Origin of the sequence: Vibrio chagasii, from assembly GCF_024347355.1 — a bacterium.
GTDB lineage: Bacteria > Pseudomonadota > Gammaproteobacteria > Enterobacterales > Vibrionaceae > Vibrio > Vibrio chagasii.
This window is the reverse complement of sequence record NZ_AP025465.1, coordinates 676,298-689,674: the sequence shown is the minus strand read 5'-3', so window position 1 is coordinate 689,674 and position 13,377 is coordinate 676,298. Positions and strand designations below refer to the sequence as shown.

Sequence of the window (13,377 nt, the reverse complement as noted above, 5' to 3'; positions counted from 1 at the left end):
AGAGTAAAAAGATAGGGAGTGGAAAATAACACACTCAACCTAACAGAGCGCATGCTTCGCTAGTGCACTTTGTTCCAATAAACGATTTCGCGAACTCGACCATTCTGATCCTTATCCGCCTCTCCATCAATCTCAGAAAGTTCTGGCAAGCACGACAATGTTGGAGCGTGATAAGCAATCAACATCAATATAAATGCGTCATAAATGTCATCTATCGCGACATCTTTACGCTTGGTGTTTGAGATAGCTAACTCCGCAGCCTCACACCATTGCGGGGCGATTTGCTGAATAATCGAAAGCCTTTCTTCTTTGCCCTCTTGGGTTCGCTTAGAAAAGGTAAGCGGTTCTCCTTTTAAGGCCGCAAACACCACCTCAGGGTGAGACTCTCTGATCGATAAATGTGGGTGATCATCGATGAGTTTATCTAGTTCTCGGATTTTTGGAACAATACCCCAAGTTTGCTTAGAGAACTTCTTACCAAGCTGCTGCACATTGGCATTGCACGCCGCGATGTAATCGGTTTGGTAAACCGCCTCACGACACGGAACCGGAAACACCGAAGAGCCACGTTTGCTGGTTAGAAAACGCCTTGCTGCTTTGTCGCATAAACGATCTGGAGCCTGCGCATCACTAAAACCAATCGGCATGTCGATAAGCGCCTTTGAACCGATGAGATCACTCACTAACTCATCAAGTGCCTTTACTACTTTGAAAACTGGCGCTTGATTATCAGAGACAATCCAAGCGATCCAACCCGCCTTACAGCCATCAATTCCGATGTATTTCATTTTTACTCTACCATTACTTAAAGGGTTAAATTAGCGGGTATGCGTGACGCTCAATGCCACTCATTGATTAGCAGTCGACTTTTCACACCACGTACCTGCAGACCCATTGCGTCAAACACCTCTTCAAAGTCTCGACATTGTGGGGGAATATTAGGTAAAGAAAGAACCGCTTCAGAAAAGAATTGCTGTTCAAAATGAGCCGAATCACTCCACGCTAATTGCCACCATTTGAGAATACGAGGTTTAGACGCGCGAAGTTTTTCAGCGGTAGGCACCTTGTCATTTTTGCTTAAGTTCTCTTTGCTTGTGGTTGGAAAGAGGTTCCATTTATCGTTATTCGGCCAGTAAGCAAAAGGCAGACAGTGATCAACGTGATACTCATTTTTTAACGATTTTCCACTCCAAACGCTGACAATGTCTGCATGTTCAGATCTAAGTTGCTCAACTCTTTTACGTACGTCACGAGTGTCGTGATTTCGGTCAATCCAGACTAAGCAGTCGTGATAGGTCTGAAGTGATATGTTGCGCTGTCGATTTAACTCAAAACGCTGCATCTCCATCACCCATTGATTCACGACTAGCGGCTCAATCCAAGAGTGATAGATTCTGAAACATTCCCATAAGCTTTCATCCAGTGTGAAGTAACCAAAGCTTGCTAAAAATTCACTGTCGATAACTAGTGATTCTCGACTCTTTCGTCGCTGTTGAGGTGGGAGTATCTCAAACAACTTATTCTCTTTGGTACCTTGATAAATAAAGGTCACTGGACCCGATTTAATGGTGCTGATCGTCTGTGAAAACAACTTCTGCAATGCTTTGGCTTCATCACCAATAAACAGAGTGCCTATCGCTAAATCATCGGCACTGAGGTGCTTGAGCTTGTTCCAGCCATCGTCTTTTACAAAGCCTAGGCCTTTACTCGTGTTGCTATTTTGCTGAATCCCAACGCCTTCTATATCGATATCAATGAGACGCTTAAATTGCCTAACCCAATACAGAGCAACCAAACCCACTGGTAGAGATATTTTGCCATCGGTTCGATCAATCACAGCACCTGAATGGGCATCTGCGATTCGCAGCAAGGTTCTTAACAGAGCCAATTTGTATGTGGCCGACTTATTGTCATTCACAATAATGTGGCGCACCTTGTTTAAGTCACCCGATCCGTCATCTGGCAAGGTCATCACTACGGTTTGCCACCAAACCTCACTGCGCTTCAAGGTGTCTTGGCTATCATCGACATGACGCACCAACAAAGCACTGTTCTTCGATAAACGCTCAAGCTCTTCAACCGAGACTTCATAGCCCTCTCGGTCGTCATGAAACTCTCCGTGACGTAGCGTAATCACTAATTTACCATTTGGAGCGAGTAAGTTAGATAACTTTCTGAATGCTCGCTCTCGATATGACGGTGCAAGGTGCATCCACACAGCACTTACTAGTATCAGATCAAAACGCATTCCAAGGTTTTCAGTTCGACTCAAGGATGGGAGTGAATCATCCAACCATGTAACATCTGGCCCAGTATATTCTGAGCCCGGCTCACGTAATGACGCACTGGGTTCTATCGCGATAACTTCCGCACCAGCCTTTTGCATCCATAACGCATCACGGCCACATCCCGCCCCTACATCTAGTACCTTATCGCCCTCTAAAGGCCAATAAGCTTGCCAGCTTTTATGAACAGCTTCAAAAGCAACAGAATGGTACTGCTGGCAAAGTGTGTGGGCATTTTTATCGTAAAAAGGAATCGATGAAGACATATGCGCTATCGGAGTAAGGAGTCTAACTCCATAGTAATAGTGACCTAACAAGATTACTAGCGGCACATATCGGTTCAGCCACTCCCATCCACATTCATCATTAGTCGCTGTTTTATATAAACATATCTCCACCAACTCATTCTAATAACAAGCGCTTAAAATCAAACTCGGTGGAAAAGTGAAACAAACCAGATGCAAGGCGACACCCGAACAGAGATAATTGTTTTACCGGAATGCTCCCAACCTCAACACTCAGCGATAGACGTTCAATGACTCAATACCCCTACATAGACATCCCATTCAACCTACGCCACACCTGTTGGTTTTGTGGTGAGCCTTCTAATCACAGCGTTGAGTTTCCTAAAACCGCTTCGCTTTTTGCCAAGGTTGGTCATGCGCCGATAGCACTGCCAGCGTGTAAAGAATGCGCGAGTGTGAAGTATGCGAAAGACCTGACTTCGATTTGGGCGGTGCGCGACCAGATAAAGCATGCGCTCATTGATAAGTATGCCAAGCACTTAGGAATTGGTGAGAACTGGACAGAGCAAGAGCTAATAGACAGTGAGTTTACGGGCTCGACACTCGGTGGCTTTGGGCGCAGCGCTTGGGAAATGTATCAAATAGCTAAGCAACGAGTTGAGTATCAAGGCTGGTCTTTGTCACTTGATAACATTGCCATTGAGGCCTACGACGAAACCAGTGGCTTTGAGTTTGAAGGCACTCGTTATGCTTCACTCCATTCTTGTATCGATTATTTCACCAAGGCTGCAGGAGTAGACAAAGAACTGCTGTCTGAACTGGTCAATATTGTGTCATCAGAAAGATTTAGCTACGCACTGAGAATTGCAAAGCTGAATAAGAATATCTCAAATACCAAGCGTTTAGCGATCATCGATGAGGTGCTGCTGCAAGAATCTGAGCAACAAGAAATTCTACTGGAACAGGCTAATGCGATGTTTAACCCCAATATTGAAGAAATATCGATTGCAGGCTCAACGGCTCCAGTGTTTGCGATTCAATGGGCACTGGCGAACAAGGTCAAAGATTTAGCGCATTTATGCACGCTTGAAGATGATTATTTTGACTATTTCGAACATCTTGGCGGTCCTGCGACTTTTATGTCTTATAATGGCCTACAACTTTATGTACAAGCCCGTCAAAACCCTGAATGGGTAAACAAGTCTGATCCTAATAAGCAATATTGGCCATCAGAAGCAGGTACCAGTGAACACATGTAAGCTCGGTAACCCCTTCCTAGAGTGCTTGTTAGTCATTGTTTTATATAAAGATCTAAAAAAAGACGTCTCACACAGTTAATTGTTGCATTTCAGTTAAATAGAGTGAAGACTTCAAATACCTGAAACTATTTAATCACTGCACTCTTGTAGTGAGTAAGGAGTCAATTTTGCTTTCTGTTCTTCGTATTATCTTGGCTACGGTGTTTATTATTTTCACCACGTTATTTGCTTTTGTTTACTGCTTGTTTAGCCCCAAGAACCCTAAGCATGTGTACTTTTTTTGTCGTTGGTTCAACCAATTACAGAAGATCCTTGGTGTAAAACTGGTGCAGCGTGGTCTAGAGAATGCACCCACACCAGAAAAGAGCGTGTATATCTCTAACCACCAAAGCGTGTTGGATTTTGTCACCGACCCAGGAATGTTAAGGCCGCGTACCGTTTCTTTGGGTAAGCGTGATTTATTGATAGTGCCTTTCTTTGGCCTACTGTATTGGATCACGGGGAACATTCTGATCAACCGTGAAGACAAGTCGAAAGCGCGCGATACGATCAAACAAGTGGCAGAAGCGATTCATCAACGAGACCTTTCTGTGTGGGTTTACCCAGAGGGAACACGTAGTAAAGGGCGCGGGCTATTGCCGTTCAAAACGGGCGCTTTCCGAATGGCGATTGAGGCGGGTGTACCTATCACCCCGATGTGCACGAGCACCACTCACAACAAAATCGACTTTAACCGACTAAACAACGGCATTGTGATTACCGAAATGCTTGAACCTATTGATGTATCTGGATACAAGCTGAGTGACGCAAGAGAACTGGCGAATCACTGCCATGCGTTAATGGCTGAGAAGATTGCAGAGCTTGATGCTGAAGTCGCTAGATGGGAATCACAACAAAACTCTGAGCTTGATTCCGACCGTTCTTCTGCTCGGTAATTCGCTTCAAAATGATTAAGCTTTAATTAAGCCTCTCCCAAAAACCTTCACGATTACCACTATCGTTATTCATCATTTACTGGGCTGACGTTTGTCTTGAAAAGTGAACGCAGCCTAGTCCAGCTGAGAAATAGCAGTCAACAACGGTCACCTCCACCTATCTTGCCCTGATTGCTTGATTGTTCAGCAATCAAAAAAGTCCTAACCCGACGCACTCATTCGTAACTTTAATGCAACATAAGAACTAACCACACATAGCTTTTGATGTAAGCCAGTCACAGAATTCCCACCCATTTTATTGCGCTTCTTTCAACCCCGACCCAGTAATGATTGACATAAGATATAGAGCAATCACTCTTTCAACACATCTATGAATACAAAGAAAAACATACAGTTGCATCAAAAAAATCAACTCACCCCATCATAAAAAGCGATAAAAATTAACAATTACTGTCAAGAAGTTGCTTTGTATCACAGTAATCTTAACTCACAGATAAATAGTTTAACAATTAAGTTACAAGTGAAGTATTGTGTTGTTCGAAAAACAATCACAAGTAAAACTAACAGGGAAAAAACTCATGCAGTCATTCGTTGATTTTTTGAATGGAATAATCTGGAGCCCAGTGCTTATCTATCTATGTTTAGGCGCAGGCTTGTTCTACTCGGTCATGACTCGATTTGTACAAATCCGTCATTTTTTCGAAATGTGGCGCTTATTATTATCAGGTAAAAGCTCTACTAAAGGTATCTCCTCTTTCCAAGCACTTGCTGTTTCGTTATCTGGCCGTGTAGGTACTGGTAACATTGCAGGTGTTGCTGCAGCTATCGGTTTCGGTGGTCCTGGTGCAGTATTCTGGATGTGGGTTGTAGCCTTCTTTGGTGCTGCGACTGCGTTTGCAGAATCAACGCTAGCGCAAATCTACAAAGAAGAGGACGAGGGTCAGTTCCGTGGTGGCCCGGCTTACTACATCGAGAAAGCGATGGGTCAGAAGTGGTACGCATGGATCTTTGCAATCGCGACGATTTTTGCTTGTGGTATTTTACTCCCAGGTGTCCAGTCAAACAGCATTGGCAATGCGGTAGAAGCTGCATTTGGTTCAGGTGCAATGATAGAAACAGCTGTCGGTACATTCAGCTTCGCTAAAATCTTCACTGGTACCGTTGTCTCAATTATCCTTGGTTTCATCATCTTTGGTGGCGTTAAGCGTATTGCGAACTTCACGCAAATCGTTGTTCCATTCATGGCATTAGCTTACATCATCATCGCCTTCATTATCATCCTACTCAATATTGACCAAGTACCTGTTGTGTTCTCTATGATTGTTGGTGATGCATTCACACCTATGGCTGGCTTCGGCGCTGCGATTGGTTGGGGTGTAAAACGTGGTGTTTACTCAAACGAAGCGGGTCAAGGTACAGGTCCCCACGCCGCAGCAGCAGCAAGTGTTGATCACCCAGCTCAGCAAGGCTTGGTTCAATCATTCTCTATCTATATCGATACACTGCTGGTTTGTTCTGCTACGGCATTCATGATCATCATTACTGGCGCTTACAATGTACATGGCGGGACTGAGGGTGTATTCCTTGTGCAAAACCTTGCTGAAAACGTGAGCGCGAATGGTCCTGTATTTACACAGCTAGCGATTGAAAGTGCACTACCGGGTGTTGGTAAACCATTTATCGCATTTGCTCTATTCTTCTTCGCATTTACAACAATTCTTGCTTACTACTACATTGCAGAAACGAACATTGCTTACCTGCGACGCACCATAAAAATCCCAGGGATGATGTTTGCGCTTAAACTTATCATGATCGCTGCGGTTTTCTACGGCACGGTCAAAGCAGCGAACCTTGCATGGGCAATGGGTGACGTTGGCGTAGGCTTAATGGCGTGGTTAAACATCGTTGGTATTCTGATCATCTTCTTCATCTCTAAGCCTGCGCTTAACGCTTTGGCTGACTACGAGGAGCAACAGAGTAAAGGCGTAACCGAGTACACATTCAACCCTGTAAAACTAGGCATCAAAGGTGCAACTTACTGGGAAGAGAAGTACAAGCGTAAGACGGGTAAGTCGCCAGAATCTGAAGTGGCAGATAGCAAGCCAGTAGAACAGCCTTCAGCGTAAGGCTTTCAATTACAGCTTTTGAACGATAAGTTGCTCTAGATTCTGTTTTTCTTTAAAGCAAATGCAAAAAAGGGTTAGCCATAGCTAACCCTTTTTTTATATTTCTAAGAAACGCGAGATTATGCAGCGATTTCTTGCGTTGCCATTTGAGGTGCTTTCTTCTCACCGATTGGCAGTACTGTGCGGCCGTATTCGTTGTTGATTACTTGCGCCATTGCGAAGTAGATAGCGGAAGCACCACAGAAGATACCTTCGAAACCAGCGATAGTGCCGATCAGTTGGCTACCCGTGAAATCACGAGCTGCAAGCAGGAAGAACAAGATAGTTAGTGAACCGAATACTACTTGCTTCGCTACTGGGTAGCATAGAGAACCGATGAACATGAAGCCTGTGAAGATGCCCCATAGAAGTAGGTACCAACCCATGAATGCTGCAGGGCTTGCTGGTAGGCCCATGTAAGGCATTACGATTAGCCCAACAAGAGTCAACCAGAATAGGCCGTAAGAGGTAAATGCAGTTGTACCGAACGTATCACCACGTTTGAAGCACATTGTGCCAACGATAACTTGGCTTAAACCACCGTAAAAAATACCCATCGCAAGGATCATTGAATCTAATGGAAAGAAACCTGCATTGTGGATATTAAGAAGAATAGTGGTCATACCGAAACCCATTAAGCCTAACGGCGCTGGGTTAGCTAGTTTGGTCGACATTGCGAATTTACCTTTATCAAATAGGGGGTTAAAAAAAACCAATAAAAATTGTAATAAAATTTTAATTGATAAATCGCTTTTGGGATAATCCAGTTATCGAAAACTAAGGTTGTTGAAATGATCCTATTGAGATTTTGATTTGGTTTTGGCAGTTTACATTCATGGTAACTATGTGTTGAGAATTCACTATCACGCTATAAAAAGATGCGAGTAACGAGATGCGGGATGAGAAAAGAGTATCCAGATTTGAGTAAGCAATAGTCCTTAGCATCAAACTTAGACAATAGAGAGCGAGCTCTTCGATAATCGTTTACTCGCATCCTGTATCTAGTCTCTCAGTTGAAATCTTAAATTACGCTTGTTGTGGTTTAGATTCAGACACTTGAGATTGAACTTCTGAAGATGCATTCTTACTCGCGTCGCGCTTGGCTAGCAATGTTACTACAACCAGTTGGGCGACAAGCGCACCTAACACGACCAACGAGCTACCAGTTAAGCCTGCGACAACAAAGCTCACTAAAGCAATACAACCGTTCATTAATGCGTAAGGTAATTGCGTCTTAAAGTGCTCAAACTGATCACACCCTGCACCTGTTGAAGAGAGGATGGTGGTTTCAGATATCGGTGAGCAGTGATCACCAAACAGGCCACCAGAAAGCACCGCACCAATCGCAACTAACAGCGGAGCATCAATTGCAATCGCGGTTGGGATAACCAACGGCATCATGATGGCAAAGGTTCCCCATGACGAACCCGTAGCGAATGAGATAATAGCCGAGAGTAAAAAGGCTACTGCAGGCACTAACCAGTAAGGGAAACCGCTTTGCGCTTGTTCTGCAATATAAGTCGCCGCGCCCAACTCTTTACCAATCGTGCTTAATGCCCACGCCAGTACCAAAATAATTGCAACCGGCATCATGTTACCCATGCCTTTTAGATATACAGAAACACCATCCGACAGCTTTCTCACGCCGTAGTAAGCCATCAGCGAGATCAAGGTAATCGCGGCAAAGAAATAAGCCGAAGACAGTGCTGATCTGAATGATGAGCCTGCGACCTTTTGAAATGGGAAACCTTGTGGAACTAACATGACACACAATACCATGAGCATCACTAATAATTGTGCCCAAACAAAAGATGCCTTTGCATTTTTATGCGAGAAAGGATTGATTGATTCGCTGCTCACGCCTGGGTTGATTCCCGCTTGGCAATCACGTTCAGCTTTTGCCATTGGTCCGAAGTCCAAACCTTTAACAGAAACCAAAGGAACGATGAAAATTGCTAAGAATGCGTAGAACTGGAAAGGAATCGCACCGATAAAGGCATCCCAGTCAGACATGTTGACATTCAAGGCGGTAAACTCTTTTTGAATCAGGCTCATGATGTAAACGCCCCACCCGATAAATGGGATAAGGATCGCGACAGGTGATGATGTAGAGTCGATGATAAATGCCAGCTTCTGTCTAGAAAGTTTCAGTTTATCGAAAAGGGGGCGAAAGACAGGGCCAACAATTAACGGAGTACCTAAGTCATAGAAAAATATCACGATTCCTCCAAACCACGCAGACAGTTGAGCTTGGTACTTGTTACTTACCCACTCAGTCACACGCTTGGCAAACGCAACACCACCACCCGGCTTCTCCATCAAAGCAACAAAGCCACCGATGAATACCAACAGCATAATGACGCCAGCATTGTAGCTATCAGTAAGCTGTGGCACTAGGTAGCCTTTGACCATGGTTCCAAAGGTATCAAGAGGGTTTAGTTCACTAAACATTCCGGTGAGCATAGCAACGCCACTGAGTACGCCAGCAAAAAGGCCAATCACTACATTCCTTGTCGCCAACGACAACACCAAAGTAATCACAATGGGGATGAGTGACGTGATATCTGTCTGTTCTATAGGTAAACCTTAACCCTAAAACAAAGAATAAGTATGATTTAAAAAATAATATAAATTCACAAAGAGCATTTGTACAGGACTTTATTCTCTAAATGGAAAATTAGCATTCAGCTAAGAAGTGTCGCGTTGGATCATCGAGGAACGTAAAGCCGAAACGCAAAGCCGAAAGCAATCACTTTCGGCTTTGATTAATCAGTTAAGGTACTCAATTGGCTGAACGATTAATTACAGCTGATTTCATCCCAGAACCAATTCGATTGAACAGGGCTTTCCCAGACACCAGGGCCGTTTTTAGCCACGAAGCACTTACCGTTATGCGTCACTTTATCGCCATTACTCACTTGGCTAACACCTGCTTGCCACGTAATAAATTCAGATGGATCGACAACCACTGGCGGCTCTGTCACAGGCGGTTCAACGGGTGTAGGATCTACCGGAGCAGGATCAACAGGCGTTGGATCTGTCACTACCGGTGGTGTTGGCTCACCTGCTACTAGTTTCCAAGGGCCACCATTGGCTGGGTCATCCCCTTGTGTCCACCATTTCGCTTCATAAGTTGCGCCATTGTGAGTCACTTGGTCACCAGCGTTGTAAACCTTAGTCGCACTCCAACCGTTACCGCCGGGATCGGTTCCAGGGTCTACCGGATCAAGCTTATCGACCACTTTCACTTCAGGCCAACTTGCATGAGATCCATAGAAGTTGGTTACACACTTCTCGTAATCGCCCGGTACTAATGCAGAGTATGCAGTTTGGAAGCCGACTAGCTCACATTCAAATGAGTAGCCTTCAGGACGGTCTGCGTAGTATTTCCAGTTACCATCCCAGTTGGTGTACAACACATCTGTTGCGCCGTTGAGGTTCAAGCTTCCGTATGGCGTTTGCTGCCAGCAGGTATTCTTTTCGTCTGCTTCAACAGGGATCTGGTAGTGCGCCGCTAGCCCTTCCCAGTAACGAATGCGGTTAACCGGTTGGCCCTTGTCTTTATTCTGTTCACCACACTCAATACCACCGTTGATTACGTTAATGGTGGTACCAAAGCCATAACCAATGCCCGCATCCAGTTCACGTTGAGATGGCGTCCAAGTACGGTCAATAACGTGCAACATCGCTGGCTTCGGTGCTTGTGGCGTTAAGAAGAACCAAATAGCTGAAGCCAAGTTCAACCATGAATCAGCAACTAAACCCGGATTATTCAGCAGCACGGTTGCATCACCATCGAACATCACTTCAGAGAAAGCGCCGTAGTTAAAATGGTAAGAAAGCTGTTTAGCACCACGACCGAAGTAACCCTGCCCTGCCGCACATGGCCAGCGCGCATTTTGCCAATCATTCTGACCACAACCTGTGGTGTAACCTTCTTGCCCTTCAGACCAACCCATTTCACGAACATGGACTAACGCTTGCTGCCACTCTTCTAAACCCAACGGGTTATCAGAAGTATTATCTATCGCGATGTGACCGCCCGTCTCTTGAGAGAAATGAGCAAAAGCCGTGATGATGGATTTCTTACAGATGGCGTCAGAGTCACGGCCATCTGTGTACTCTCCACAGAACGCAGGGAATTTACCAATCGCACGTAGGAAACGAGTGTAAGTGTATTCAGGCGCAGCCATCTGAGTAAGGAAATCCCATTCAGATTGAGGGAATACGCGCTCAACCCGCTTTACGTTCTCAGGGTTGGAAGGTGAACCGGGTTCAATCGCTTCAACGATGGTGTTCGAACGAGTTTGTAGTGCCTGTGACCAGATCGCATACATAGGGTCCGAGGTTTTCGCTTGTTCAGCAGCCTGTAAAGCCGACTTCTCAATAAGGTAACCATTCGGGTTTTGCGGATCAGGTTGAATGTTCAAAGACGCATGACTTTGTGCTGCTAAAGTACAGCCCAATACTGTCGCCAAATATTTGATTTTTAACATGATGGATTCTCTTATCTGTCCTTAATAAGTCCATCAAAGAGTATGTGGCACGTGGGAAATAGCCTAGCTGTTGCGGTGTGATTTTATAAAAAGTGCGAGTGATAGTTTTATGTATAGTTGAAGGTAACAATGCGTCTCATGGTTTCTTGAGCTGATATCTAGTTTCCAACTAATTTGGTTTCTTACGCTCAATCCCCCCTCAAACCACAACCATTGACTTTGCGGCGTGGCAAACAAAAAAGCCCCGAACTGAGTTCGAGGCTTTTAATAACTAAATCAAATAGCAGTTAAATCTCTAAGAGATTATTCCCACTCGATTGTTGCTGGTGGCTTACCAGAGATGTCGTAAACAACACGTGAAATGCCGTCAACTTCGTTGATAATACGGTTAGAAACCTTACCTAGGAAGTCGTATGGTAGGTGTGCCCAGTGAGCAGTCATGAAGTCGATTGTTTCTACAGCACGTAGAGATACAACCCAATCGTACTTACGGCCATCGCCCATAACACCAACAGAGCGAACTGGTAGGAATACCGTGAACGCTTGAGATACTTTGTGGTATAGGTCAGCAGCGTGAAGCTCTTCAATGAAGATAGCATCTGCGCGACGCAGTAGATCACAGTACTCTTTCTTGATTTCGCCAAGAACACGAACACCTAGACCTGGACCTGGGAATGGGTGGCGGTAAAGCATGTTGTATGGAAGACCAAGTTCTAGACCGATCTTACGTACTTCATCTTTAAACAGCTCACGTAGAGGCTCAACAAGGCCCATTTCCATATCATCAGGAAGGCCACCAACGTTGTGGTGAGATTTGATTACGTGCGCTTTACCAGTCTTAGATGCAGCAGACTCGATTACGTCTGGGTAGATAGTACCCTGAGCAAGCCACTTAGCATTTGTCAGTTTCTTAGACTCTTCATCGAAGATATCTACGAATACGTGACCGATGATCTTACGCTTAGCTTCTGGTTCTGCTTCGCCTTTAAGTGCTTCTAGGAAACGATCTTCAGCGTCTACTTTGATGATGTTTAGACCAAACTTGTTGCCGAACATATCCATAACTTGCTCAGCTTCGTTCAGACGAAGTAGACCGTTATCTACGAATACACACGTTAGTTTGTCACCGATAGCGCGGTGAGCAAGCATTGCAACTACTGATGAATCAACACCACCAGAAAGACCAAGGATAACTTCGTCGTCACCTACTTGCTCTTTAATACGTGCAACTGCATCTTCAATGATTGAAGCTGAAGTCCACAGACCTTCACAACCACAAACGTTAAGAACGAAGTTCTCAAGCATTTTCAGGCCATTCTTAGTGTGTGTTACTTCTGGGTGGAATTGAACACCGAAGTATTTCTTCTCTTCGTTTGCCATTGCTGCGTATGGGCAAGTGTCTGTTTCAGCGATCTTTGTGAAATCAGATGGGATCTCAACCACTTTATCACCGTGGCTCATCCAAACATCTTGAGTAGATTCAAGGTCAGCGAACAGTGCTGATTCACCAGTCACTTGTACCGCTGCGTAGCCGAACTCACGCTCAGTAGACGTTGCTACTTTACCGCCAAGTTGCTCAGCCATAGTTTGCATGCCGTAGCAGATACCAAATACAGGAACACCTGAATCAAACACGTACTGAGGTGCACGTGGAGAGTTCTCTTCCGTTACACTTTCAGGGCCACCAGATAGGATGATACCGTCTGGATTGAATTCACGAATATCCGCTTCGTCTACGTCCCAGCTCCAAAGTTCACAGTAAACACCGATCTCACGAATACGACGAGCAACTAGCTGTGTGTATTGAGAACCGAAGTCTAGAATTAGAATACGTTGGTCATGAATATTTTTAGTCATTTTAAGCAGTCTTATTGGCTATGTGATCAAACGGAGGCGAGTTTACTCACCTCTGATTAACTCTTCAAGAAATAAAGCAAACGTTTTCGTTAGATATCTTTAACCTCGTGTTTTGAGAAAATCAGGCTTTCAGCA

The 13,377-nt window shown here is 44.7% G+C and carries 9 protein-coding genes; 3 read left to right on the top strand and 6 right to left on the bottom strand.

What is annotated here, in order from left to right; genetic code table 11:
• Nucleotides 1-59: 59 nt before the first annotated feature.
• Both OCV52_RS03025 and OCV52_RS03020 read right to left on the bottom strand, forming a co-directional pair.
• A complete protein-coding gene (locus OCV52_RS03025; RefSeq protein ID WP_137408172.1) occupies nucleotides 60-788 on the bottom strand; it encodes a DUF429 domain-containing protein in 729 nt (242 codons plus the stop codon).
• A gap of 50 nt (nucleotides 789-838) precedes the next feature.
• A complete protein-coding gene (locus OCV52_RS03020) occupies nucleotides 839-2,551 on the bottom strand; it encodes a class I SAM-dependent methyltransferase (RefSeq protein ID WP_137408171.1) in 1,713 nt (570 codons plus the stop codon).
• A gap of 269 nt (nucleotides 2,552-2,820) precedes the next feature.
• Between OCV52_RS03020 and OCV52_RS03015 the strand changes: the two genes are divergently transcribed.
• The 3 genes from OCV52_RS03015 to OCV52_RS03005 all read left to right on the top strand — a co-directional run bounded on the left by OCV52_RS03015 (nucleotide 2,821) and on the right by OCV52_RS03005 (nucleotide 6,850).
• Nucleotides 2,821-3,789: a hypothetical protein gene (locus tag OCV52_RS03015; RefSeq protein ID WP_137408170.1), complete on the top strand. Its 969-nt coding sequence runs from the start codon at nucleotides 2,821-2,823 to the stop codon at nucleotides 3,787-3,789.
• 167 nt (nucleotides 3,790-3,956) lie between these two features.
• Nucleotides 3,957-4,724 carry a 1-acylglycerol-3-phosphate O-acyltransferase gene (locus OCV52_RS03010; protein WP_063522645.1) on the top strand — a complete coding sequence of 256 codons (768 nt, stop codon included), beginning with the start codon at nucleotides 3,957-3,959 and terminating at the stop codon, nucleotides 4,722-4,724.
• Nucleotides 4,725-5,302: 578 nt separating this feature from the next.
• Complete coding sequence (locus OCV52_RS03005; RefSeq protein WP_137408169.1) at nucleotides 5,303-6,850, top strand: alanine/glycine:cation symporter family protein; 1,548 nt, start codon at nucleotides 5,303-5,305, stop codon at nucleotides 6,848-6,850.
• A gap of 119 nt (nucleotides 6,851-6,969) precedes the next feature.
• Here the strand turns inward: OCV52_RS03005 and OCV52_RS03000 are convergent, their stop codons facing one another.
• The 4 genes from OCV52_RS03000 to guaA all read right to left on the bottom strand — a co-directional run bounded on the left by OCV52_RS03000 (nucleotide 6,970) and on the right by guaA (nucleotide 13,242).
• Complete coding sequence (locus OCV52_RS03000; RefSeq protein ID WP_137408168.1) at nucleotides 6,970-7,563, bottom strand: acetate uptake transporter; 594 nt, start codon at nucleotides 7,561-7,563, stop codon at nucleotides 6,970-6,972.
• A gap of 352 nt (nucleotides 7,564-7,915) precedes the next feature.
• Nucleotides 7,916-9,466: a Na+/H+ antiporter NhaC family protein gene (locus tag OCV52_RS02995; protein WP_137408167.1), complete on the bottom strand. Its 1,551-nt coding sequence runs from the start codon at nucleotides 9,464-9,466 to the stop codon at nucleotides 7,916-7,918.
• A 221-nt stretch (nucleotides 9,467-9,687) separates the two neighbouring features.
• The gene (locus OCV52_RS02990; RefSeq protein WP_137408166.1) at nucleotides 9,688-11,385 is read right to left on the bottom strand and encodes a chitinase; all 1,698 of its coding nucleotides are present in this window, start codon (nucleotides 11,383-11,385) and stop codon (nucleotides 9,688-9,690) included.
• Nucleotides 11,386-11,688: 303 nt separating this feature from the next.
• The gene (gene guaA, locus OCV52_RS02985) at nucleotides 11,689-13,242 is read right to left on the bottom strand and encodes a glutamine-hydrolyzing GMP synthase (RefSeq protein WP_128161861.1); all 1,554 of its coding nucleotides are present in this window, start codon (nucleotides 13,240-13,242) and stop codon (nucleotides 11,689-11,691) included.
• Nucleotides 13,243-13,377: the final 135 nt, after the last annotated feature.